The sequence below is a fragment of the Rhizobium sp. AC27/96 genome (genome assembly GCF_001692325.1).
GTDB lineage: Bacteria > Pseudomonadota > Alphaproteobacteria > Rhizobiales > Rhizobiaceae > Rhizobium.
Genome location: NZ_LXKN01000005.1, coordinates 40,524 through 62,299, shown reverse-complemented (window position 1 = coordinate 62,299; position 21,776 = coordinate 40,524). Strand labels below are relative to the sequence as shown.

At 61.1% G+C, this 21,776-nt stretch carries 26 protein-coding genes; 7 read left to right on the top strand and 19 right to left on the bottom strand.

Going from position 1 to position 21,776, the window contains the following annotated elements:
- Window positions 1-33: 33 nt before the first annotated feature.
- From sucD to sdhC, 11 genes are all read right to left on the bottom strand, one after another.
- The gene (gene sucD / locus A6U86_RS08205; protein ID WP_068388874.1) at window positions 34-936 is read right to left on the bottom strand and encodes a succinate--CoA ligase subunit alpha; all 903 of its coding nucleotides are present in this window, start codon (window positions 934-936) and stop codon (window positions 34-36) included.
- 12 nt (window positions 937-948) lie between these two features.
- Window positions 949-1,440, bottom strand: a complete 492-nt coding sequence (locus tag A6U86_RS08200; protein ID WP_068388869.1) for a DUF1579 family protein — start codon at window positions 1,438-1,440, stop codon at window positions 949-951.
- Between the two features lie 5 nt (window positions 1,441-1,445).
- Entirely contained in the window at window positions 1,446-2,639 is a 1,194-nt protein-coding gene (gene sucC, locus A6U86_RS08195; protein ID WP_068388866.1) for an ADP-forming succinate--CoA ligase subunit beta, read from the bottom strand.
- A gap of 27 nt (window positions 2,640-2,666) precedes the next feature.
- The gene (gene mdh / locus A6U86_RS08190; RefSeq protein WP_068388864.1) at window positions 2,667-3,629 is read right to left on the bottom strand and encodes a malate dehydrogenase; all 963 of its coding nucleotides are present in this window, start codon (window positions 3,627-3,629) and stop codon (window positions 2,667-2,669) included.
- A gap of 180 nt (window positions 3,630-3,809) precedes the next feature.
- Window positions 3,810-4,973, bottom strand: coding sequence for a cell division protein ZapE (gene zapE, locus A6U86_RS08185; RefSeq protein WP_068388862.1), 1,164 nt, complete (start codon window positions 4,971-4,973; stop codon window positions 3,810-3,812).
- 61 nt (window positions 4,974-5,034) lie between these two features.
- Window positions 5,035-5,556: a protease inhibitor Inh/omp19 family protein gene (locus A6U86_RS08180; protein WP_068389205.1), complete on the bottom strand. Its 522-nt coding sequence runs from the start codon at window positions 5,554-5,556 to the stop codon at window positions 5,035-5,037.
- A 145-nt stretch (window positions 5,557-5,701) separates the two neighbouring features.
- Complete coding sequence (locus tag A6U86_RS08175; protein ID WP_068388859.1) at window positions 5,702-6,508, bottom strand: nucleotidyltransferase domain-containing protein; 807 nt, start codon at window positions 6,506-6,508, stop codon at window positions 5,702-5,704.
- A gap of 47 nt (window positions 6,509-6,555) precedes the next feature.
- Window positions 6,556-7,335 (bottom strand): succinate dehydrogenase iron-sulfur subunit, encoded by a 780-nt coding sequence (locus A6U86_RS08170; protein WP_068388856.1) that lies wholly within the window; start codon window positions 7,333-7,335, stop codon window positions 6,556-6,558.
- Window positions 7,336-7,352: 17 nt separating this feature from the next.
- On the bottom strand, window positions 7,353-9,194 hold the full coding sequence (sdhA, locus tag A6U86_RS08165) for a succinate dehydrogenase flavoprotein subunit (RefSeq protein WP_068388853.1): 1,842 nt from the start codon (window positions 9,192-9,194) through the stop codon (window positions 7,353-7,355).
- A gap of 7 nt (window positions 9,195-9,201) precedes the next feature.
- Window positions 9,202-9,582: a succinate dehydrogenase, hydrophobic membrane anchor protein gene (gene sdhD, locus A6U86_RS08160; RefSeq protein ID WP_068388850.1), complete on the bottom strand. Its 381-nt coding sequence runs from the start codon at window positions 9,580-9,582 to the stop codon at window positions 9,202-9,204.
- A 65-nt stretch (window positions 9,583-9,647) separates the two neighbouring features.
- Window positions 9,648-10,046: a succinate dehydrogenase, cytochrome b556 subunit gene (gene sdhC, locus A6U86_RS08155; protein WP_068388847.1), complete on the bottom strand. Its 399-nt coding sequence runs from the start codon at window positions 10,044-10,046 to the stop codon at window positions 9,648-9,650.
- A 303-nt stretch (window positions 10,047-10,349) separates the two neighbouring features.
- Here sdhC and A6U86_RS08150 point away from each other — a divergent pair, with 303 nt between their 5' ends.
- Entirely contained in the window at window positions 10,350-10,751 is a 402-nt protein-coding gene (locus tag A6U86_RS08150) for a hypothetical protein (protein ID WP_068388843.1), read from the top strand.
- An 8-nt stretch (window positions 10,752-10,759) separates the two neighbouring features.
- Here the strand turns inward: A6U86_RS08150 and A6U86_RS08145 are convergent, their stop codons facing one another.
- The 7 genes from A6U86_RS08145 to tsaD all read right to left on the bottom strand — a co-directional run bounded on the left by A6U86_RS08145 (window position 10,760) and on the right by tsaD (window position 15,104).
- Window positions 10,760-11,410, bottom strand: a complete 651-nt coding sequence (locus tag A6U86_RS08145; RefSeq protein ID WP_068388841.1) for a methyltransferase — start codon at window positions 11,408-11,410, stop codon at window positions 10,760-10,762.
- A 31-nt stretch (window positions 11,411-11,441) separates the two neighbouring features.
- On the bottom strand, window positions 11,442-11,873 hold the full coding sequence (locus tag A6U86_RS08140; RefSeq protein ID WP_068388838.1) for an EVE domain-containing protein: 432 nt from the start codon (window positions 11,871-11,873) through the stop codon (window positions 11,442-11,444).
- A 3-nt stretch (window positions 11,874-11,876) separates the two neighbouring features.
- Window positions 11,877-12,170, bottom strand: coding sequence for a YciI-like protein (locus A6U86_RS08135; protein ID WP_068388835.1), 294 nt, complete (start codon window positions 12,168-12,170; stop codon window positions 11,877-11,879).
- A gap of 65 nt (window positions 12,171-12,235) precedes the next feature.
- Window positions 12,236-12,670 (bottom strand): PIN domain-containing protein, encoded by a 435-nt coding sequence (locus A6U86_RS08130; RefSeq protein ID WP_068388832.1) that lies wholly within the window; start codon window positions 12,668-12,670, stop codon window positions 12,236-12,238.
- Window positions 12,667-12,966: a hypothetical protein gene (locus A6U86_RS08125; protein WP_068388829.1), complete on the bottom strand. Its 300-nt coding sequence runs from the start codon at window positions 12,964-12,966 to the stop codon at window positions 12,667-12,669. Before A6U86_RS08125 ends, A6U86_RS08130 begins: the two co-directional genes overlap by 4 nt.
- Before the next feature lie 54 nt (window positions 12,967-13,020).
- A complete protein-coding gene (locus tag A6U86_RS08120) occupies window positions 13,021-14,010 on the bottom strand; it encodes an NAD(P)H-dependent glycerol-3-phosphate dehydrogenase (protein ID WP_068388826.1) in 990 nt (329 codons plus the stop codon).
- Window positions 14,007-15,104 (bottom strand): tRNA (adenosine(37)-N6)-threonylcarbamoyltransferase complex transferase subunit TsaD, encoded by a 1,098-nt coding sequence (gene tsaD, locus A6U86_RS08115; RefSeq protein ID WP_068388823.1) that lies wholly within the window; start codon window positions 15,102-15,104, stop codon window positions 14,007-14,009. Before tsaD ends, A6U86_RS08120 begins: the two co-directional genes overlap by 4 nt.
- A gap of 84 nt (window positions 15,105-15,188) precedes the next feature.
- Between tsaD and hemC the strand changes: the two genes are divergently transcribed.
- From hemC to A6U86_RS08085, 6 genes are all read left to right on the top strand, one after another.
- Window positions 15,189-16,118, top strand: coding sequence for a hydroxymethylbilane synthase (gene hemC / locus A6U86_RS08110; protein WP_068388821.1), 930 nt, complete (start codon window positions 15,189-15,191; stop codon window positions 16,116-16,118).
- Between the two features lie 6 nt (window positions 16,119-16,124).
- On the top strand, window positions 16,125-16,853 hold the full coding sequence (locus A6U86_RS08105; RefSeq protein WP_068388818.1) for a uroporphyrinogen-III synthase: 729 nt from the start codon (window positions 16,125-16,127) through the stop codon (window positions 16,851-16,853).
- 80 nt (window positions 16,854-16,933) lie between these two features.
- Window positions 16,934-18,196 carry a COG4223 family protein gene (locus tag A6U86_RS08100; RefSeq protein ID WP_068388815.1) on the top strand — a complete coding sequence of 421 codons (1,263 nt, stop codon included), beginning with the start codon at window positions 16,934-16,936 and terminating at the stop codon, window positions 18,194-18,196.
- 15 nt (window positions 18,197-18,211) lie between these two features.
- Complete coding sequence (locus tag A6U86_RS08095; RefSeq protein WP_068388812.1) at window positions 18,212-19,819, top strand: heme biosynthesis protein HemY; 1,608 nt, start codon at window positions 18,212-18,214, stop codon at window positions 19,817-19,819.
- A gap of 111 nt (window positions 19,820-19,930) precedes the next feature.
- On the top strand, window positions 19,931-20,416 hold the full coding sequence (locus A6U86_RS08090; protein ID WP_068388809.1) for a TerB family tellurite resistance protein: 486 nt from the start codon (window positions 19,931-19,933) through the stop codon (window positions 20,414-20,416).
- Entirely contained in the window at window positions 20,409-21,134 is a 726-nt protein-coding gene (locus tag A6U86_RS08085) for a glutamine amidotransferase (protein ID WP_068388806.1), read from the top strand. Before A6U86_RS08090 ends, A6U86_RS08085 begins: the two co-directional genes overlap by 8 nt.
- Before the next feature lie 13 nt (window positions 21,135-21,147).
- Here A6U86_RS08085 and A6U86_RS08080 read toward each other — a convergent pair whose 3' ends face one another.
- Entirely contained in the window at window positions 21,148-21,768 is a 621-nt protein-coding gene (locus A6U86_RS08080) for a poly-gamma-glutamate hydrolase family protein (protein ID WP_068388803.1), read from the bottom strand.
- Between the last annotated feature and the right edge of the window lie 8 nt (window positions 21,769-21,776).

Genomic DNA, 21,776 nt, shown 5'->3' with positions numbered 1-21,776 from the left:
CCGCTCCCCGTCCGGGTCTTGCTATAGGTAGGCTCAGCCCTTCAGGACTTCCACCAGCGTCTTGCCGAGACGCGCCGGCGACGGCGACACGCGAATGCCTGCCGCTTCCATCGCCGCAATCTTGTCTTCCGCGCCGCCCTTGCCGCCGGAAATCACGGCGCCAGCATGGCCCATGGTGCGGCCGGGAGGTGCCGTGCGGCCGGCGATGAAGCCGACCATCGGCTTCTTGCGGCCCTTCTTGGCTTCGTCCTTGAGGAACTGTGCGGCTTCTTCTTCAGCCGAACCGCCGATTTCGCCGATCATGATGATCGACTTGGTTTCGTCGTCCGCAAGGAACATCTCGAGAATGTCGATGAACTCCGTGCCCTTGACCGGGTCGCCGCCGATGCCGACAGCCGTCGTCTGGCCGAGGCCTTCATTGGTGGTCTGGAACACGGCTTCATAGGTCAGCGTGCCGGAACGCGAGAGAACGCCGACCGAGCCCTTCTTGAAGATGGAGCCCGGCATGATGCCGATCTTGCATTCGTTCGGGGTCAGAACGCCCGGGCAGTTCGGCCCGATCAAGCGCGACTTCGACTTGATCAGGCGATCCTTCACCTTGACCATGTCGGCAACCGGAATGCCTTCCGTGATGCAGACGATGAGCGGGATCTCGGCTTCGATCGCTTCGAGGATCGCAGCCGCGGCACCTGCCGGCGGCACGTAGATGACCGAGGCGTTGGCGCCCGTGGCGTCCTTGCCTTCAGCAACGGACTTGAAGATCGGCAGCTTTTCGCCGTCCTTGCCGGTCCAGGTTTCGCCACCCTTGGAGGGATGGATACCGCCGACCATCTTCGTGCCGTGATAGGCAAGCGCCTGTTCAGTGTGGAAGGTGCCGGTCTTGCCGGTCAGGCCCTGAACCAGAACCTTGGTGTCTTTGTTGATGAGAATAGACATGCGAGGCCTTTGTTACGAGAGGTTGGAAGACGCAGAGGCAACGCGACGGTACAAGCCGCTGACAACCTCCTGCCATGTATCGCTGCCGGCGGGCGCAAAAGTGACGCCCATGCGGTAGCAGTCTTCATTTTCGAACTGGAAGAGAGTGCGCTGCGCACCGCGCGGCGAGACCCTGGTCAGAACCAGCCTGTCGTCGATCCATTCGCCGGCGGCCGGCGCTGCGGGCACGAAGCCCACCGTATCGAACTGATAGAGCTTGTAGGCCTGATCCGTTCCGTCGAAGCCGAAAATATTCCGCGCTTCGAAGGAGGTTTCGCCATCACGCGTCTGCACGTAGCGCTGCTCGACGAAGAATCCGCCGAACAGACACTCGGCCGTGAGCCGCGCTGTTGCCGTGCCTTCCTTCGTCCAGGCCGAAGCCGCGACATGCTCTTCCCCTTCCCAGGTGCCGGCAAAGGCACCGAGGCGAAGATGAGCAGCCGTTGGAGTAAAGGAAGCAGCCATCCCGATCAGCCCTTGACTGCCTTGACGATCTTCTGGGCGGCATCGTCCAGGTCATCTGCGGAGATGACGTTGAGACCGGATTCGTTGATGATCTTCTTGCCGAGCTCGACATTGGTGCCTTCGAGGCGAACGACGAGCGGAACCTTCAGACCGACTTCCTTGACGGCTGCAAGCACGCCTTCGGCAATGACGTCGCACTTCATGATGCCGCCGAAGATGTTGACCAGAATGCCCTGGACAGCCGGATCGGCAGTGATGATCTTGAAAGCGGCCGTAACCTTTTCCTTGGTGGCGCCACCGCCGACATCGAGAAAGTTCGCCGGCTCAGCACCGTAGAGCTTGATGATGTCCATGGTCGCCATGGCGAGACCGGCGCCGTTGACCATGCAGCCGATGTTGCCGTCGAGGGCGACATAGGCGAGATCGTATTCGTGCGCCTGGATTTCCTTCTCGTCTTCTTCCGACGTGTCGCGGAGCGCGCGGATGTCTTCATGACGGAACAGCGCGTTGCCGTCGAAGGAAACCTTGGCGTCGAGAACGCGCAGCCGGCCATTGGTCATGACGATCAGCGGGTTCACTTCCAGGAGCGCCATGTCCTTCTCGACGAAGGCCTTGTAGAGGATCGGGAAGAGCGTGGCGGCGTCTTCGCGGGCAGCACCCTCGAGCTTCAGCGCATCGGAAAGAGCAGCCGAGTTGGCAGCCGTAACGCCAGTCGAAGGCTCGATGGCGACGGTGATGATCTTTTCCGGCGTGTCATGCGCGACGGTTTCGATGTCCATGCCGCCTTCGGTCGAAACGACGAAGGCAACCTGGCCGACCGAACGGTCAACCAGGATGGAGAGGTAGAGTTCGCGGTCGATGTCGGCGCCGTCTTCGATGTAAAGGCGGTTGACCTGCTTGCCGGCCGGGCCGGTCTGCTTGGTCACCAGCGTGTGGCCGAGCATTTCCTTCGAGTTGGCAACCACGTCTTCGACAGACTTGGCGAGGCGAACACCGCCCTTGGCGTCGGGGCCCAGTTCCTTGAACTTGCCCTTGCCGCGGCCACCGGCGTGGATCTGGCTCTTGACGACGTAAAGCGGGCCCGGAAGCTGCTTGGCAGCGGCGGCAGCTTCGTCGGCAGAGAAGATGGCAACGCCGTCCGCGACGGGTGCGCCATAGGTCTTCAGCAGAGCCTTGGCCTGATATTCATGAATGTTCATGGATTTATCCCTGTTATAACGCAGAAATTACTTCAGCGACGGCGCGATGGCGATGCAGGCTTCGCAAAGACCGGCGACGGATGCGACCGACTTGTCGAAGGCTTCCTTCTCGGCCTTGTTCAGGTCGATCTCGATGATGCGCTCGACACCGCCGGCGCCGATAACCGTGGGAACGCCGACATACATGTCCTTGACGCCATACTGGCCATCGAGATGGGCAGCGCTGGGCAGAACGCGCTTCTTGTCCTTGAGGTAGGATTCAGCCATTGCAATGGCGGAGGCGGCCGGAGCGTAATAGGCCGAGCCGGTCTTCAGCAGGCCGACGATCTCGGCGCCGCCATCACGGGTGCGCTGGATGATTTCTTCAAGGCGCTCGGCGGTGAGCCAGCCCATGGTGACGAGGTCCGTCAGCGGGATGCCGGCAACCGTGGAGTAACGAGCGAGCGGAACCATCGAATCGCCGTGGCCGCCGAGAACGAAAGCGGTGACGTCTTCGACGGAGACGTTGAATTCCTTGGCGAGGAACAGGCGGAAGCGCGAGCTATCGAGCACGCCGGCCATGCCGACGACCTTGTTGGCCGGAAGGCCTGAGAACTTCTGCAGCGCCCAGACCATGGCGTCGAGCGGGTTGGTGATGCAGATCACGAAGGCGTTCGGGGCATACTTCTTGATGCCGGCGCCGACCTGTTCCATGACCTTGAGGTTGATGCCGAGAAGATCGTCGCGGCTCATGCCCGGCTTGCGGGCAACGCCGGCGGTGACGATGCAGACGTCAGCGCCTTCGATCGCCGAATAGTCGCTGGCGCCGGTCAGATTGGCGTCGAAGCCTTCGACAGGAGAAGACTGGGCGATGTCGAGACCCTTGCCCTGAGGAATGCCGTCCGCGATGTCGAACAGGACGATGTCGCCCAGTTCCTTCAGGCCGGCGAGATGCGCCAGCGTGCCACCAATCATGCCAGAACCAATAAGTGCGATCTTGTTGCGCGCCATTTCGGTGTATCCTTTGCGATCAAAATCCGTGGCGGGACGCCATGCAAGGCATCCACAATAGCCGCCAATCGCATAGACCCAAAGGCGGAAATTGGCAATTGATTATTTTGAGATCAGCAATTTCAATCGGTTAGATCGATAATTTCTTACGTAAACGTAAGAAATTCTGTCACCGAATTGTTACTCGGCGGCTCGCTTAGCCGGAGTCTGGGCCAGATATTCGGCACTGCGCATCTCGAAAAGCCGGGAGGTCGTGCGGTCGAATTCAAAGCCTTCGGTTCCACGCCGCTCGACCAGCAATTCCTCAGGCATGGCCGCTGCGGAAACATAAAGGCGAATATTATGATCGTAAAGCGTGTCGATCAGAATGATGAAACGCTTGGTCTGGTTGCGCTTGTCCGGCCCGAGCTTCGGTACGCGGTCGAGAAAGATCGTATCGAAACGCTCGGCTATGGCGAGGAAATCGGCAGGACCAAGTGCGGCTTCGCAAAGATCGGTGAAGGAAAAGCGCGCCATGCGGTCGACCGCCAGCGGCACGTGAATGGAGCGCCCCTTCCGCGGAATCTCCATCGGCTGCGCCCGGCGTCCGTGCAGCGCCTGCATCCAGGATGCATCCATCGCCATATCGGTGCGCTGGTCGAGCGGTGTGAGATAGACGGGCTGGCTGTTCAGCTTCTCCATGCGGTAATCGGTCGGCGAATCGAGCGTCACCACATCGACGTAGCGCTTCAAGAGATCGATGAAGGGTAGAAACAGGCCGCGATTGAGCCCGTCACGATAGAGGTTGTCCGGCTCCACATTCGAGGTGGCAACCAGCACGCATCCGAGCGAAAAAAGCTCGGAAAATAGCCGCGACAGGATCATCGCATCGGCGATATCGGTGACGGTGAACTCATCGAAGCAGAGCAGTTCGGCCTCGCCATAAAGATCGGCCGCGATCGGCGGCAGCGGATCGGCCTGCTTCGTCTCGCCATTCTTGAACTTCAACCGCTGCGCCGCGATGCGGTTGTGAACATCGGTCATGAATTCATGGAAATGCGCGCGGCGCTTCTTCTGGCAGGGCGCCATGGCGAAGAACATATCCATCAGCATCGTCTTGCCGCGCCCGACACTGCCGTGGATATAGAGGCCCTTGACGGTTTCGACCGGCTTCCTGCGCGCGGCGAACATCCAGCCGAGCGCGCTCGCCTTGCTGGCCGGGCGCCTCCGCTTGAGATCGGCAAGCACGCGATCGAGCAGTTTCGCCACATTCATCTGCGCCGAATCCACCTGAAGCGATCCGGAAGCCGTCAACGCCTTCAGCTGCTCGCTGACGCTGAGGGAATAGTCGGGCATGGGCTGCATGGGGAAATATCCGCCTGTGCAAAAAGGGGCGCGCCGAAAGACGCTGCCCCGTCAGATAAGCTTATCGGCTAAGGCCGATCGGCTGGCCGGAAGCGGTAGAGCCGTCAAAGCGCGAATCGGCCGTCTTGTAGAGGGTACCGATCGTGCTGCCGTCGCGATTCTTCAAAAGAATCTGCTTACCGGAAACTTCCCAGGAGCCCATTGCGGTAAGCTCGCCCGAGCAACCGCGCGTGCCGCCGCGAGAGCCGCTGCCGAGATTGGTGAGCGTCAGGAACATGTCGCAGCTCGATCCGCCGTTGCTGACCTTCCAACTGCCGACCATCGACTCCTTGGTGACGTCCATGGCGGAAGCGGCCATCGCCTGCTGCTGTTGCGGATTGCCCGCATTCGGCGCATTCGACGGCGCGGCCGGAAACTGCGAGGGGTCGCCGCCGTTCGCAGGAGGAAGCTGGCTTGACTGAACGGAGGGAACAGGCGCTGCCTGCACCGGCGGAGCCGAATAATTGTCGTTGTATGCTGTGCGCTGGCAACCGGCAAGCGACAGGCCTATCACCGCAGCCGTCACTGCATATCTGAACTGCATCATCACACTCCTAATTAATCGTCCACCGCTGACATTTGCAAAGTGATGCTCAATGATGTGGGAATTATCGTATTTCACTTTGGTTAATCAAGTCGATACCGCCATAAATTGCCGCAGGCCATAGCTGGACAAGAATCGGGTGGTTTCAAGGCCTAACGCGACGAACCTCATCCAGATAGAAGCGATCGGCAAATTCCTGCATGCTTTTGTCCCGCCCATGGTCTTCGCGAAACTTGACCGAGAAATCGGAATAGCGTCCGAGCGAGACCGATAGAAACTCCGTGAGCGGTGCCGGCGGTACGCCTTCTCCCATTTCGCGCGTCTCCTTCTTGACCGCCACCAACTGCAGAATGGTTGCCCGAATGTCCTTGTCCAAATCGATATCGGCAAGACATTCGAGCATGTTCATTGGCGGCAGCCTGGCAAAATCCGTTTGCCGCATCCATTCGAGCGCTATTGCAGGGCGGATGGAATAAAGCAGCTTCTTTAAGCGAACGGGTTCAGCGCTCCCATCGGGCCGATGCTGTTTCATCAGGCCGATATAGTGCTGAGCGACCTTCTCCGGCACCATGATTTCCTGCAGCAACGTGCCTAGTCGATCACGAAAACCGATTTCCTCTTCATAAACGATGGGCGATTTCAGCCACTCGACAAGAACGGCATTGCCCTTCAGCGCCAGAAGCAGCGCCTTGCGCAGATCCCATCCACCGGTATCGATATCACCGACGGTTGGAAACTCGATGACATCGCGATGAGGAAACAAGGTCAGATGATCCTGCTCCGACCTGACATAGACGAAGCGGCAATCGTAGTCGCTATCAGGCGAAGGGAAACCCCAGGCACGGCTCCCGCTTTCGATGGCAAAACCGATGCGGATGCCCTCGGCCTTGACCGAAGCAAGCCGCAGCCGGATTTCGGCCACGGCCTCCGGGGCAAAGCCTTCGATGGTCATGCGAGCATCTTCCTCATCGCCACTTGGCTTGGGTAGTCGCCGGCGGGTTAGACCCGCCGCTCGACCATCATCTTCTTGATTTCGGCGATCGCCTTGGCCGGGTTCAGACCCTTCGGGCAGGTCTGCGCGCAGTTCATGATCGTGTGGCAGCGATAGAGGCGGAACGGATCCTCGAGATTGTCAAGGCGCTCGCCCTTGGCTTCGTCTCTGGAGTCGATCAGCCAGCGATAGGCCTGCAGCAGCACGGCAGGACCGAGATAGCGGTCGCCGTTCCACCAGTAGCTCGGACAGGAGGTCGAGCAGCAGGCGCACAGGATGCATTCGTAGAGGCCGTCGAGCTTCAGGCGGTCCTCATGGCTCTGCTTCCATTCCTTGGCCGGCGGCGGAGAAACCGTCTTCAGCCACGGTTCGATCGAGCGATGCTGGGCGTAGAAGTTCGTCAGGTCAGGCACAAGGTCCTTGACGACGGGCATATGCGGCAGCGGATAGATCTTCACCGTGCCCTTGATCTCGTCGAGACCCTTGGTGCAGGCGAGCGTGTTGGTACCGTCTATATTCATCGCGCAGGAGCCGCAGATGCCCTCGCGACAGGAACGGCGCAGTGTCAGGGTCGGATCGATCTTGTTCTTGATGTAGAGCAGACCGTCGAGCACCATCGGACCGCAATCGTCGATATCGATATAGTAGGTATCGATGCTCGGGTTCAGGCCGTCATCCGGGCTCCAGCGATAGACGCGGAATTCGCGCGTATTCTTGGCGCCGACCGGCTTCGGCCAGACCTTGCCTTCGCGCATCTGAGAGTTCTTGGGGAGAGCGAGTTCAACCATGGTCAGTTCCTCTCAGATCAATACACGCGTGCCTTCGGCTCGATCTTGTGCGGATCGATGCCTTCGGCGATCAGGTCGGTGTGGACGGGACGATAGTCGAGCTTCACATCGCCGGCTTCGTTGATCCAGGCAAGCGTGTGCTTGCGCCAGTTCTCGTCGTCGCGGCCGGCGAACTTGCCCTCGGTATAATCCTCGCGTGCATGCGAGCCGCGGCTTTCCTTGCGGGCCTCGGCGCCGTAGATCGTCGTGATGGCGTTGGCCATCAGATTGTGCAGTTCCAGGGTCTCGACCAGATCGGAATTCCAGATCAGCGAGCGGTCGGTGACCTTGATGTCGGCCATTTCCTTCCAGATCTCGGAAATGCGGCGGCAGCCGGATTCCAGCGATTCCTGCGTGCGGAACACGGCGGCATCTTCCTGCATGGCGCGTTGCATCTTTTCACGCAGCGCTGCCGTCGGCGTCGAGCCGCTGGCATGGCGCAGGCGATCGAAGCGATCCATGATCTTGTCGCAGGCAGCAACGTTGACCGGCGGAACCGGGCCTTCGCGGTCGATGACCTGGCCGGCGCGGATGGCGGCGGCACGGCCGAAGACAACGAGGTCGATCAGCGAGTTGGAGCCGAGGCGATTGGCGCCGTGGACCGAGGCGCAGCCGGCTTCGCCGACGGCCATCAGGCCCGGCAGGATGCGCTCGGGATTTTCGCTGTCGGCATTCAGCACTTCACCCCAGTAATTGGTGGGAATGCCGCCCATGTTGTAGTGAACCGTCGGCAGAACCGGGATCGGCTCGCGGGTCACGTCGACGCCGGCGAAAATACGGGCGCTTTCGGAAATGCCGGGTAGACGCTCGTGCAGCACGGCCGGATCGAGGTGGTCGAGATGCAGGAAGATGTGGTCTTTGTTCTTGCCGACGCCACGACCCTCGCGGATTTCCAGCGTCATGCAGCGAGAAACCACGTCGCGCGATGCAAGGTCCTTGGCGGAGGGAGCATAGCGCTCCATGAAGCGCTCGCCTTCGGAATTGACGAGATAGCCGCCTTCGCCGCGAGCGCCTTCGGTGATCAGACATCCAGAACCGTAAATGCCCGTGGGATGGAACTGCACGAATTCCATGTCCTGCAGCGGCAGGCCGGCGCGGGCAACCATGCCGCCGCCGTCGCCGGTGCAGGTATGGGCCGAGGTTGCGGAGAAATAGGCGCGGCCGTAGCCGCCGGTCGCCAGCACCACCATCTTGGCGGCAAAGCGATGGATCGTGCCGTCGTCGAGGCACCAGGCGACAACGCCGGTGCAGCGGCTGCCATCGTCGGACATGATGAGATCGAGCGCGAAATACTCGATGAAGAATTCGGCATTGTTGCGCAGCGACTGGCCATAGAGCGTGTGCAGGATGGCGTGGCCGGTACGGTCGGCGGCAGCGCAGGTGCGCTGTACCGGCGGTCCGTCGCCAAAATTCTGCATGTGGCCGCCGAACGGGCGCTGGTAGATCTTGCCTTCCTCGTTACGCGAGAAGGGCACGCCGTAATGCTCGAGCTCATAGACCGCCTTCGGCGCTTCCATGACCATGTACTGCATCGCATCGACGTCACCGAGCCAATCGGACCCCTTGACGGTGTCGTAGAGATGCCATTGCCAGCTGTCCGGCGTCATGTTCTGCAGCGAGGCGGCAATGCCGCCCTGGGCAGCGACGGTGTGCGAGCGCGTCGGAAAGACCTTCGTGATGCAGGCGGTGCGGAAGCCCTGTTCGGCCATGCCGAGCGTGGCGCGCAGACCGGCGCCACCGGCGCCGACGACGATCACGTCATAGGAGTGATCGACATATTTATAGGCTGAGCCATTCTGAGCGGATGAGTTCGGTGCCATGATGCATTTATCCTACGAACGCGATCTTCAGAATGGCGAAAAGACAGAGCCCCGCCAGAATGACCGCGAAAAACGTGTTGAGCATGAGAAGGACGATCTTGCCGAATTCGCCGTGGACATAGTCCTCGATGATGACCTGCATGCCGAGCTTCATATGGATGATGCCGGAGATCACCATCAGGGCCATGATGACGGCGACGAGTGGATTCGACAGCGCGTGCACGACTTCCGCATAGGGCGCGCCGGCGTAGATCAGCAGGAAGATGACGAAGAAAATGAAGAGCGGAACATTGGCGACGGCTGTCAGGCGCTGGCGCCAGAAATGATCGGTGCCTTCCTTGGCGGAGCCAAGGCCGCGGACTTTACCCAAAGGGGTGCGCATATCCATGATATATATCCTCTAGAGCATGATCCCGAAAATCACCGAGTGGTTTTCGGAAACGATCACACCAATCAACCCAGCCTGATGACGATGCCGACGATCCAGACCAGCACGGTCAGACAGATCGACGCGACGAGCATGAGCTTGGCCACCCTGGTCGACACGGCAGGGTCGAAACCATAGCCGAGATCCCAGAAGAAGTGGCGAAAGCCGCCGAGCATGTGATGCAGCAGCGCCCATGTGTAGCCGAACAGGATGATCCGGCCGACGATGGTCCCCAGGATCCAGTTGACCAGATCGAAATAGCCCTGGCCGGTCGCAGCGGCGATCAGCCACCAGGCAACCAGCACCGTGCCAAAGTAGAGCGCGCCGCCGGTGATGCGGTGGACGATCGACATGACCATGGTGGGAATGGGTTTGTAGATTTGCAGATGCGGCGACAAGGGCCGGTTTTGTGTGACGTTCGCCATCAGAACCTCGCGGCGTTACGGTACGCTTAAAACCCGGATATCCGGGGCAACGCGCGCACAGGGACGTGCAGTGTGCGTTGCATCATTGCGACCATTAATCGCCCAAATGCCTATCGACAAGCACAATTGATGCCTGCACCGAATTTAATCGATTGGGATCGCTTTGCACTTTAGCGAGTATGCAAGGACGCGCTCCCCATTCGGCCCCATTTACCATTTCCTCAACCCTGACGTGGACTTCGCGCCGGTCTTGGGGCAATCTGCCGTTAAGATTTCATTAACCGACCCAAATGGGGGCGAATCATGAGCTCGCATCTTTTCAGGGCAGCAGCGCTCGTTTTGGCGGCAGCAGCCGCATTTTCGTCAAGCGTAGTGCTGGCAGGCGATTACCGCCACTGGCATCACCGCGACCATTCCGGCCTCGTGCGCCTGAACCAGATATCGGCGCCACAGGGTTTCGCGCAGCAGCAGCCAGCTCGAATCGTCCTCATGGAACCGCGCGAAGCGGCAAATGCCGGCACCTATGCCGGTTCGGCCGATGTCTATCAGGCGAATGGCGGCACCTATGTTGTCGGCTATGGTGGCTACAATCCCTATGCTCGTCCTGCCGCAGTGCAGCCAAGGCCGCGCGCCAAGGTCATCAACGTCCGCTATGCGGGCAATCCCTGCTCATACGAAGCCGGCGTCTGCGTAATCCGGCCCTGAGGAAAGCCTTAGCCGGCGAGAAATCGCCACACGGTGGTCTTCTTGATTTCGCTGTCCTCCAGCGCTCGCGTCACCGGCACCTGATAGGTCGCCTCCGCTTCCAGCCGATCCTTCGGCAGATAAGCTCTGCCTGGATCTCCGACCAGAACCAGCTTCGCCTCGCCCGCCAATTGCCGCAACCAGGGAACAAGGCTCGCTGCAAAATCCTGATCGTAGAATACATCGCCGGCGAGAACGACGTCGGCCTCCACCGTTCGGCCGATGATGTCAGCGCCGGCAAAGTCAAGATCGACACCATTTTCAACTGCATTCAGCCGGATTGCCGTGCCGGCCCAAGGGTCGATATCGACGGCAAGCACATGGCTGGCGCCCGCACGCTTGGCTGCAATCGCCACAAGCCCGGATCCGCTGGCGAAATCCAGCACTTTTCTGCCGGCAACCGTCGCCGGATGATCGAGGATATAGCGCGCCAAGCCCTGGCCGCCCGCCCAGGCAAAAGCCCAGAAGGGCGGCGGTAGCCCGATCTCCTCCAGCTCTTCTTCCGTCTTCAACCAGAGTTCATGCGCTTCGCTTGCCAGATGCAGCCGGATCTCCGGCACATGCGGCGGCGTCATGAGGCCGGTATTGGCGCGGATGAAACGTTCCGGATCGGTTTTCAAGAATTCTCCAGCATCGGACCGCAGGCAGGAATCAGACAGGTGGATTGTCCAGTTCGCCCATGCGGCAGACTTCGAGCCATTCCTCATCTGTCACCGGCTGCACCGAAAGCCGCATCGAGGTGACGAGCGCCATCTGTGAAAGCTTCGGGTTTGCCTTGATATCCTTCAGGGAGACAAATTTCGGCATGTCGCGCACGGCGCGGATGTCGACGCACTCCCAGCGCAGATCGTCCTTGGCTGTGGAATCGGGATGTGCCAGTGCACAAACCTCGACGATGCCGACGATCTCCAGCCCGTCATTGGAGTGGTAGAAGAAGCCCTTGTCACCGATCTGCATCGCCCGCATGTTGTTGCGGGCGAGATAGTTGCGCACGCCGGTCCATTCGGTTCCCTTTTCGCCGGCATCCTTCTGCTGCTGCCAGGACCAGGAAGACGGTTCGGATTTATAAAGCCAATGCGCCATGCCTCATGCCTCCGGATTGTTGAAGACCCAGTTGAACGGCTTGATCTCGACGCTCTCGAACAGGCCGGCCTTCGTATAGGGATCCGCATCCGCAATCGCTTTTGCCGCCTCGATGGTCTCGGCGCTGACGACGACGAGGCTGCCATTCGGCTTGCCATCGGCATCGAGGAAAGGCCCCGCCATCTTCAGCGTTCCCTCGGCATTGAGCTTGTTCAGATGCTCCACATGCGCCGGGCGCGTCTCCATGCGGACATTCAGGTGGCCGGGTTTATCCTTGCAGACAAAGGCGAACAGCATTGTTCAACTCTCCTATAAAACCAGAATCTATTGATCGTGATGGATAAGGCCTCACTCGCTGCAGGTCATCTTGTTTCTGCGCGAAGAGGATTGATTAGATCGAGGCCCCAGAAATCAGCCTCGTTATGGGTGACGATAATACATTCGTTGGCGATTGCGACCGAAGCAATCAGCATATCCATGGGATCACGCTGTCGCCCGGCGGCGCGTCCATCTGCCATGAGCTTCGCCCAAATCAACGCAGCGTTCTCCTCAAAAGGAAGGATACGTCCGCCAAAATACGCCAGTGGTCCTTGCGTGCCGAGAAACCACGTTTCCAGGTCTTCGCGCTTCCGGCCTGCCGGCATGATAAGGATGCCGCGCCGAATTTCAGCAATCGTGGACGCGGCGATGAAGAGATCTTCATCCATCTGGGCTTGAAACCACGCGGCGAGATAAGGCGATGGTTCCGGTTTGATCGTATTGCTAATGATATTGGTATCGAGCAGATAGCGGGTCAAAGATCGATCTCGCGCACCTTGCCTCTCACCCGTTCAAGATCCAGATCCGCTCCGACAAGCGGCGAGCCGCGTAGCCAAGCGTAGACACCGCCTTTCTTCGGCGGCTCTCCAGAAACAGTCTTCGTTAACACCTCGCGAATATGGGCCGCTTCGGGACTATCCTCTGCCAAGCGCCGCGCTAACGAGCGAATGAGGGCACGATCGCCGTCAAGCCCGAGCACCTCAAAACGGGCCAGACCACGCTCACCGAGACGAGAGCGGTAGTTCTGAATCGCGCGCTTTTGCGAATTGCTCATCGTAGGCCTCCGGTTATATCCAGTAATATATCCAGCGCACTGCCGATGTTCAAGCTATTCCGTGGTAATCGGCCGCGTCATCAATTGTCCGATGGCCGTGGCTATGTCGAGCTTGCCGTCGATGATGGCGGAAACCGCTTCGGTAATCGGCATGTCGACGCCGAGTTCGCCGGCCAGCCGCGCGGCGATGGAGGCCGCATAGGCGCCTTCGACCAGCGTGCCATGCATCGGATCGGCCGTGTCTCCGCGACCGAGCGCAATACCGAACCGCAAATTTCTGGATTGATGGCTGGTCGCCGTCAGCACGAGGTCGCCGAGGCCGGAAAGCCCGCGCACCGTTTCCGCCTTGCCGCCCTTGGCTGCGACGAAGCGCGACATTTCGGCAAGGCCGCGGCTGATAAGGGCAGCACGGGCGGAATCGCCGATGCCACGCCCCTCGACGATGCCGCAGGCAATGGCGAGCACATTCTTCAGCGCGCCACCGAGTTGCACGCCGATGCGATCGTCCGATGCATAAAGGCGGAACGTCGGGCCGGAAATCGCCTGTGCAAGCTTCTCGGCGACGGCCATGTCCGCAGCCGCGATTGCCATGGCCGTCGGCAGGCCCTTGGCAATATCGGCGGCAAAGCCCGGCCCGGAGAGCACGGCGATGGCGTGCTGCGGCAATTCCCGCTCCAGCATCTCGGTCAAGAGATCGCCGGAGACTTTGTCGATGCCCTTGGCGCAGGTGACGACGATTGCATCCTTGGCAAGATAAGGCCCATAGAGCCTGGCGGCATCGGCCTGGGCCTGCGACGGCATGGCGAAAAGAACGATCCCGGCATCGGAAACGGCATCCGGCCCGGCCGAAAATTTCAGGGAATCCGGAAGCTCGATACCGGGCAAGACGGCATCATGCATCCTGTCGGCGGCAAGATCGGCCATTAGCGCCGCCTTGCGCCCGACAAGCGTCACGTCGCTGCGGCCGGTGAGCGCAATGACGGCTGCAAGCGCGGTGCCGAAGGCGCCTGCGCCGATGACTGCGATCCGTTCCTTGCCGCTCATGCTTTGGCTCCGCGTTTGCCATGACCCAGGAGCGTTTCCGCCTTCTGATCCAGCGGCCAGCGTGAACGCGGCTGCACATCGAGATCGTCAGGGGCAAAGCCCGTTGCCATGCGCTCCAGCCCGGCCCAGGCGATCATGACGGCATTATCCGTACACAATCTCAATGGCGGCGCGATGAAGCGGAAACCGTTGGCGTCGCAAAGGTCCTGCAGCGTGCGGCGCAGCTCGAGATTGGCGGCAACACCACCGGCAACCACGAGCGCCGGCTTTTCATCCGTCTTCGGAAATTCCGCCTTGAAGCGCTGCAGGCCGCGACCGATGCGATCCTTCAAGGTGCGCGAGACCGCCTTCTGGAAGGAGGCGCAGATATCGGCGATATCCTGCTGCGTGACAGGCGCGATGGCCGTTGCCGCCTGCCGCACCGCCGTCTTCAGGCCGGAAAAGGAAAAATCAAGGCGCGTCTCGCCGACCAGCGGCCGCGGAAGATCGAAGCGATCCGCATTGCCGTTTCTGGCCGCTGCCTCCACGGCCGGGCCGCCGGGATAGGGCAGGCCCAAGAGCTTGGCCGTCTTGTCGAAGGCTTCTCCCAGCGCATCGTCGATGGTGGTGCCCCAGCGCTCGTACTGGCCGACGCCACGCACGAGGATGAGCTGCGTGTGGCCGCCGGAAACCAGCAGCATCAGATAGGGAAAGGCAAGCCCGTCTGTCAGCCGCGCCGTCAGGGCATGGCCTTCCAGATGGTTGATGGCGTAAAGTGGTTTGCCTGTGGCGCGCGAGATCGCCTTGCCGGTCATCAGGCCGACGAGCAGCCCGCCGATCAGACCGGGGCCTGAGGTCGCGGCAATGGCATCGACGTCTGAGAGCGACACATTGGCGCGTTTCAATGCTTCGTCGATCAGCGTATCCAGCGCCTCGACATGCGCCCGCGCGGCAATTTCCGGCACGACGCCGCCATAGGCGCTATGCTCGTCCAGCTGGCTCAGCACGACATCGGAGCAAACCGTCGACGTACCGTCATCCCGGCGCTCGACAATGGCCGCGGCGGTTTCGTCGCAGCTTGTTTCGATACCGAGAATACGAAGAATGGACGCCATGGAGAAAGTTCGTTGCCTACAGGTCGATTGCGATAAAGCGGAAATATGGTTACGGGAACTGTCGGTAACAACGGATCAAAGCGGATGCAAACAAAACCTTTCCGGATCGGCACGCGCGGCAGCCCGCTGGCGCTCGCCCAGGCACACGAGGCCCGCGATCGCCTGATGGCGGCGCACGGCCTTCCGGAAGAGATGTTCGAAATCGTCGTTCTCACCACCAAAGGCGACCGTATCACCGACCGCTCGCTGGCGGCGATCGGCGGCAAGGGCCTGTTCACGGAAGAGCTGGAAGAGAAGCTGATCTCCGGCGAGCTCGACTTCGCGGTGCACTCCGCCAAGGACATGGCGACGAAAATTCCGCAGGGACTGGCGCTGACGGCCTACCTGCCGCGCGAGGACATCCGCGATTCCGTCATCGGCCGCACGGCACCGAGATTGATCGAACTACCGTATGGCGCGACCGTCGGCTCCGCATCTCTGCGCCGTCAGGCGCTGATTCGCCGCCTGCGCCCCGATATCAATGTCATTACCTTTCGCGGCTCGGTTCAGACTCGCCTGCGCAAGCTGGAAGAGGGCCAGGCTGACGCAACGCTGCTTGCCGTTGCCGGCCTGAAGCGGCTCGGCAAGGTGGAGGTCATCACCGATATCCTCGATCCCGACGAATTCCCGCCGGCACCGGCACAGGGCGCGATCGCCATCGAAAGCCGGATCGCCGACAGCCGGATGAACGACCTGCTCGCCGCCATTAACGACGGCCCCACCTTCGATACCGTTTCTTGCGAACGTGCCTTCCTGGCAGCGCTTGACGGCTCCTGTCGGACCCCGATTGCCGGTTATGCGGTCTGCGAGGGCGATCATCTGCGCTTCTTCGGCATGATTCTCACGCCCGACGGACAGCAGGTGCATACCACCACCATCGAGGGCAATCGCCGCGATGCCGAAGCGCTCGGCACCAATGCCGGCCAGGCCATACGTGCCGAGGCGGGCAGCACCTTCTTCGAAGACTGGATCTGATATCCGATGCGCGTCATCGTCACCCGCCCTCAGCATTCGGGTGAACGCACCATCAGGCGGTTGGCGCAGATGGGCCACGAAGCCCTGTCGTTGCCCCTGGCCGAACCGGTCCATCATGTCGACGAGGCAAGGCGCAGGCTCCTGAAGACACGTGGGGCCATCGCCATCACCAGCGCCGAAGCGATTCGGGTTCTTGCGACGTTGGGGTCCGATCTCGCCGAGCATCTCAATCGCCCTCTCTTTGCCGTCGGCAAGGCCACGGCGAAAGAAGCCACCGATCTCGGCTTTACCGATATTGCCACGTCCGAGGGCGGCGGCACCGAGCTGGCAGCGCTTATTTCCGCACATGCGGCCAGCCTTGCTAGCGCTCCCCTCCTCTATCTTGCAGGCCATCCCCGCGCTGCCGGCTTCGAGGCAAGATTGACCGAGCTGCAGCTGCCGTTCCGCACGGTCGAATGCTACCGGATGCGAGATATCCTTCCCGGCGAGGATATCCTGCGTCGATTTTTCAAGGATGCGCGCACGGATGCCCTGCTGCTCTATTCCCAGCAGACGGCGCAGCGCTTTTTCAGCCTGCCGTTCGTTCAACGCAATCCCGCGCTTTTTGCTGAAACACGCTTCCTCTGCCTGAGTGAGGCCATTGCAGCGGCGATCCCGCCCGCCATGCGTTTGCACGTCGATATCGCCGACATGCCGGATGAGGACAGACTTCTGGCGCTGCTTGTCTCAGAGTAAGGCCGCAATTTTGATCTAAGGTCTTTCCATAATGGCCTTGTCTGTCTAACTTCGTTGCAGCGCATGAAAAGAGGACCTCCATGGTACCGGGAAAACCGCCTAACCATTCGAAGCCCAATGACGAGCCGGTCACGATTGATCTGGAAGCCGAAAAAACTGCGCAGGACGCAGCCCCTGAAGATGTGACGGAGCGTCACCACGGCGAATTCGCCTCTTCCTCCGCCAATGAAGTGGAAATGCCGCTGGAAGCGGAGAAGGAACCGCTGCGCGAGGAAACTCAAGCCAGCAGCTATGATCCGGACCCGGAAGAGCCACAGGCCACAGCGGCGCGACAGCCTGATCCCGCCCCGTCCTATTCCGGACAACCGCCGCGACGGGAGGGCGCGACTTCGGGCCTGATCGCCGCCGGTATCGTTGGCGGACTGATTGCACTCATCGGCGCCGGCGCCATTCAATATGCCGGCCTGTTGCCGGGCCAGGGCGCGGCCAAGGATAATTCCGCTGAGATCGCAGCGCTTAACGCCGAAATCGACGGATTAAAGCAAAGCGTCGCCAAACTCGCCTCCACCCCTGCGCCAAAGCCCGACAATGCGCTTGCGGCCCGTGTCGCAGCGCTTGAGACCACAGCAGCCAGCAACATTTCGGCCGGCGGCTCCACGGGTGTGACCAGCGGCGATGCCGATCAGAAGGTCGCTTCGCTGAGCGCCGAGGTCGAGCAGTTGAAGGCGGATCTCGGCAAGGCGACCCAAAGTCAGGCGACATCCGACGCCGAAGTCGGCAAGCGTCTCGATGATGCCGAAAAGAAGCTCAACCAGCCGAGCCAGGAAAGCGCGGTTGCCCGCGCCATTGCCGCTGCCGCGCTGAAGGCGGCGATCGATCGTGGCGGCCCCTTCCGGCCCGAGCTCGATACCTTCGCCAATGTCGCACCGGACGATCCGGCCGTGGCAGACCTCAAGAATTTCGCCCAGACCGGCGTTCCCTCGCGCGCCGATCTGATCCGTCAGGTGACGGATGTAACCACCGCCATCGTCGCCACTACGCAGAGTGACGATCCCAACCAGAGCTGGAGCGACCGCCTGATGTCGGGCGCCAAGTCGCTGGTGCAAGTGCGCCCCGTCGGCAACGTTCCCGGCGATGGCGTCGATGCGGTCGCCGCGCGTTTCGAAGACAAGGTGAAGAATGGCGATCTGCCGGGCGCGGTGACCGAGTGGAACAGCCTGCCCGACGCCGCCAAGTCGACCTCCGCCGCCTTCAAGCAATCGCTGGAAGCCCGCATTCGCGTCGAGGATCTGGTGAGCGATGCGCTGTCGAAGGCCATCGCCAATACCGGGAAACAGAATTAAGGACGGAGCGCGGCAATGATCAGACTGCTTATCTTCGCCATTCTCGTCCTGGCTCTCGGCTATGGCTTTTCGTGGCTTGCGGATCGCCCCGGCGATCTCTCGCTGGTCTGGGAAGGCCAGCTCTACCAGACCAGGCTGATCGTGGCCGCCGGTATATTGATAGCGCTCATCGCCGCCGTCATGATTGCATGGTGGTTCTTGCGATTGATCTGGACCTCGCCGCATTCCGTCACCCGCTATTTCCGCGCCCGCAAGCGCGACCGTGGCTATCAGGCGCTTTCCACCGGTCTGATTGCTGCCGGTGCCGGCAACGCCCTGCTTGCCCGGAAGATGGCGGCGCGTACCCGTGGCCTGATCCGCGCCGACCAGGAACCGCTCATCAATCTGCTCGAGGCGCAGGCGGCGCTGATCGAAGGCAAGCACGACGAGGCGCGCCAGAAATTCGAGCTGATGGCCAACGACCCGGAAACGCGCGAGCTCGGCTTGCGCGGGCTCTACCTCGAAGCCAAGCGTCTCGGAGCGCATGAAGCCGCGCGGCAATATGCCGAAAGGGCTGCCGATCAGGCTCCTTATCTACCCTGGGCGGCACAGGCGACGCTCGAATATCGCAGTCAGTCCGGCCGCTGGGATGACGCCATCAAGCTGCTCGATCAGCAGAAAGTCGCCCACGTCGTCGACAAGACAACAGCCAACCGCCAGCGTGCCGTGCTGCTGACCGCGCGCGCCAGCGACAAGCTCGAGAGCGATCCGGCCGGTGCCCGCGACGATGCGCTTGCGGCCCTGAAACTGGTGGATGATTTCGTACCGGCGGCGCTGATAGCGTCCAAAGCCCTGTTTCGCGAGGACAAGGTGCGCAAGGCCGCATCCATGCTGGAGCAAGTCTGGAAGACCCAACCGCATCCGGAGATCGGCAAGGCCTATGTGCGTGCCCGCAGCGGCGATTCCGTCGTCGATCGGCTGAAGCGTGCCGAACGGCTGGAGGCCATCCGGCCGAACAATGTCGAGGCATTGCTGCTCACCGCCAAGGCGGCGCTCGATGCGGGCGATTTCAGCAAGGCCCGCGCCAAGGCCGAAGCCGCCGCGCGGATCGATGCCCGCGAGGGCGCCTTCCTGCTTTTGGCCGATATCGAGGAAGCCGAGACCAATGACCAGGGCCGCGTGCGCCACTGGATGGCGCAGGCGCTGCGAGCCCCGCGCGACCCTGCCTGGGTTGCCGACGGTTTCGTATCCGACAAGTGGCTGCCGCTATCGCCGGTCACGGGCCGCCTCGACGCTTTTGAATGGAAGGCACCCTTCGGCCAGGTCGAGGGACCGGTGGAAGAAGGGTCTGTCGTATCTGTCGATGCCGCGCTGAAATCGCTGCCGCCGGTGCGCGAGGCCGCTCCCGCAACCACGGCGGAGACCCCAAACGCACCGAAAGTTGTATCGCCAGCCGCCAATACCTATGTCATGGAATTGGAGCCGGCGGCGGCAAAACCGACGCCGAGCGCACCCGTTGCCGCGCCACAGCCGGCGCAAAAAGAGCCGGAACCACGGCCCTTTTTCGGCGGCGCGCCGGATGATCCGGGTGTGAAAGACCAAAAGCTTGAACCGGAACCCAAGACACGGCTCAAGTTGTTCTAGAGCAATTCCAGTAAAGGCACGCAGCGCCTTTGCCGGAATTGCGGAAAAACAAAAAGATCGAGCACGGTGCCCCCAAGAACCCTGCTCCACCTGCTTTAAGAATGGAAACGGATGTTCGAACGCTTTCAGGAGTTTCTCCATAACCTGACCCAGGATCACCCCAAATCCGGCTTTGCACCCGACGACCCGCGCGTTGCGGTGGCGGCACTCTGCATCCAGGTGATGGAAGCGGACGGCAAGATCGAGAACAGCGAGAAGAAGCGGCTGCGCAAGCTCTTGAAGGAGCAATACGGTCTTGACGGCCGCGAGCTTGATCGATTGATCGCAGCCGGCGAGGAAGCCGAAAGCGAGGCGGTCGACTACTATCGCTTCACCTCGGATCTGAAACGCCATCTCGATGGTGCCCAGCGGCTGGAACTGCTCGGCATTCTCTGGGATATCGTCTATGCCGATGGTGAGCGCAGCGAGATGGAAGACCACGCGATCTGGCGCATCGCCGATCTCATGGGCATTTCCGACCGCGAGCGCATCATGAAGCGCCAGGAGGCGGCCGCCCGCGCACCCGGTTCCAAGGTGGAGACGGGCAATGATGATTGAAGCGCCGAAGAGCGCAGGCCGACCCATATTGATCGTGCTCCATCAGGAGCGTTCCAGCCCCGGCCGCGTCGGCCAGATGCTGCTGGAAAAGGGCTACGATCTCGATATCCGCCGCCCGGTCCTTGGTGAAAGCCTGCCCTCGACGCTTGCGGCCCATGCCGGCGCCGTCATTTTCGGTGGTCCGATGAGCGCTAACGACCCGGATGATTTCGTCAAGGCAGAAATCGACTGGCTCAAGGTCCCCCTCAAGGAAAACCGCCCCTATCTCGGCATATGCCTCGGCGCGCAGATGCTCGCCCGTCAGCTCGGCGCCAAGGTGGGCGCGCGCGACGACGGCAAGACCGAGATCGGCTGGTATGCGCTGAACCCGACGGAACGGGGCCGCATGCTGATGCGCTGGCCGCAAATGGTCTATCATTTCCACCGTGAAGGCTTCGAGCTGCCGCATGGAGCCGATCTGCTGGCCACTGCCGAGACCTATCCCAACCAGGCCTATCGCTATGGCGCCAATGCCTGGGGCCTGCAGTTCCACGCCGAACTCACGCGCGCCATGATGCAGCGCTGGGTCGTGCATGGCGAGCACCGCTTCTGCATGCCGAACGCCCAGCAGGGTCGCGAGCATCTGGAAGGCCGCATGATCTTTGACGCCGCGCTGAAAGCCTGGCTGTCGGAATTCCTCGATCTGGTCTTCGAGGGCAAGCAGGCGATGGCTGCCTGAGGCGACCGATATCTCAGTTCGCCGCGAGAATTCGATCATATTGCTGGATCGCCCGGCGGATCGATCCGGCATATAGCCTCAGCTTTTCAGTGTCTGACACCAGCACATCCCTGACATATCTCGGGATCTCCAGCTGCACGCCGGCATTCCGCCTGCCGCGATTGCATATGTTGCCGGTCCCGGTACCCGCCAGAGCCTCGCCTCTCGCCCTCGCAATCACAGCAAAGCCATTCTCCCGCAACGACTGAACGATCAAATCGCGAAGCGCCGTATCGAGGCCGCCGACCCAGCTTGTTTCCGGATCGTCCCTGTCCAATCGGCCGTGAACGGCGACGACAACCTGTGATCCGGACACGAGGCCAAGCGCCATCGGCTCGTCGAAATGCGCGGATGTGATGTGCAGATCGTGATGCGACCTGTCTGCGGCCAACCCTTCGAAACAATAGAAGGAGAAGCTCTCCGCCGCTATTTCCACCGTGATTTCAGAGGTGCTCGGCTCGATGAAGCCGCCATGGGGAGCGATAATGGCAACCCGTGACGACCTGTCTTCCAAGCGGATACGGTAGTCGACGCCCTCGACCTCATGCTCCCGCAGCGCTGAGAACGAACCATATCGATCCGGCTGCCTTGTCACGCCGCAAC

Excerpts from the sequence above, each read along its gene's own strand:
- A6U86_RS08085 (WP_068388806.1), top strand. The coding sequence starts at position 20,409 with ATGATTGAAGCGCCGAAGAGCGCAGGCCGACCCATATTGATCGTGCTC.
- A6U86_RS08170 (WP_068388856.1), bottom strand. The coding sequence starts at position 7,335 with ATGGTTGAACTCGCTCTCCCCAAGAACTCTCAGATGCGCGAAGGCAAG.
- sdhA (WP_068388853.1), bottom strand. The coding sequence starts at position 9,194 with ATGGCACCGAACTCATCCGCTCAGAATGGCTCAGCCTATAAATATGTC.
- sdhD (WP_068388850.1), bottom strand. The coding sequence starts at position 9,582 with ATGGATATGCGCACCCCTTTGGGTAAAGTCCGCGGCCTTGGCTCCGCC.
- A6U86_RS08200 (WP_068388869.1), bottom strand. The coding sequence starts at position 1,440 with ATGGCTGCTTCCTTTACTCCAACGGCTGCTCATCTTCGCCTCGGTGCC.
- A6U86_RS08125 (WP_068388829.1), bottom strand. The coding sequence starts at position 12,966 with ATGAGCAATTCGCAAAAGCGCGCGATTCAGAACTACCGCTCTCGTCTC.
- sdhC (WP_068388847.1), bottom strand. The coding sequence starts at position 10,046 with ATGGCGAACGTCACACAAAACCGGCCCTTGTCGCCGCATCTGCAAATC.
- A6U86_RS08100 (WP_068388815.1), top strand. The coding sequence starts at position 16,934 with ATGGTACCGGGAAAACCGCCTAACCATTCGAAGCCCAATGACGAGCCG.
- A6U86_RS08120 (WP_068388826.1), bottom strand. The coding sequence starts at position 14,010 with ATGAGCGGCAAGGAACGGATCGCAGTCATCGGCGCAGGCGCCTTCGGC.
- A6U86_RS08150 (WP_068388843.1), top strand. The coding sequence starts at position 10,350 with ATGAGCTCGCATCTTTTCAGGGCAGCAGCGCTCGTTTTGGCGGCAGCA.
- A6U86_RS08105 (WP_068388818.1), top strand. The coding sequence starts at position 16,125 with ATGCGCGTCATCGTCACCCGCCCTCAGCATTCGGGTGAACGCACCATC.
- A6U86_RS08180 (WP_068389205.1), bottom strand. The coding sequence starts at position 5,556 with ATGCAGTTCAGATATGCAGTGACGGCTGCGGTGATAGGCCTGTCGCTT.
- A6U86_RS08135 (WP_068388835.1), bottom strand. The coding sequence starts at position 12,170 with ATGCTGTTCGCCTTTGTCTGCAAGGATAAACCCGGCCACCTGAATGTC.
- A6U86_RS08090 (WP_068388809.1), top strand. The coding sequence starts at position 19,931 with ATGTTCGAACGCTTTCAGGAGTTTCTCCATAACCTGACCCAGGATCAC.
- hemC (WP_068388821.1), top strand. The coding sequence starts at position 15,189 with ATGCAAACAAAACCTTTCCGGATCGGCACGCGCGGCAGCCCGCTGGCG.
- sucD (WP_068388874.1), bottom strand. The coding sequence starts at position 936 with ATGTCTATTCTCATCAACAAAGACACCAAGGTTCTGGTTCAGGGCCTG.
- mdh (WP_068388864.1), bottom strand. The coding sequence starts at position 3,629 with ATGGCGCGCAACAAGATCGCACTTATTGGTTCTGGCATGATTGGTGGC.
- sucC (WP_068388866.1), bottom strand. The coding sequence starts at position 2,639 with ATGAACATTCATGAATATCAGGCCAAGGCTCTGCTGAAGACCTATGGC.
- A6U86_RS08175 (WP_068388859.1), bottom strand. The coding sequence starts at position 6,508 with ATGACCATCGAAGGCTTTGCCCCGGAGGCCGTGGCCGAAATCCGGCTG.
- A6U86_RS08095 (WP_068388812.1), top strand. The coding sequence starts at position 18,212 with ATGATCAGACTGCTTATCTTCGCCATTCTCGTCCTGGCTCTCGGCTAT.
- zapE (WP_068388862.1), bottom strand. The coding sequence starts at position 4,973 with ATGCAGCCCATGCCCGACTATTCCCTCAGCGTCAGCGAGCAGCTGAAG.
- tsaD (WP_068388823.1), bottom strand. The coding sequence starts at position 15,104 with ATGGCGTCCATTCTTCGTATTCTCGGTATCGAAACAAGCTGCGACGAA.
- A6U86_RS08140 (WP_068388838.1), bottom strand. The coding sequence starts at position 11,873 with ATGGCGCATTGGCTTTATAAATCCGAACCGTCTTCCTGGTCCTGGCAG.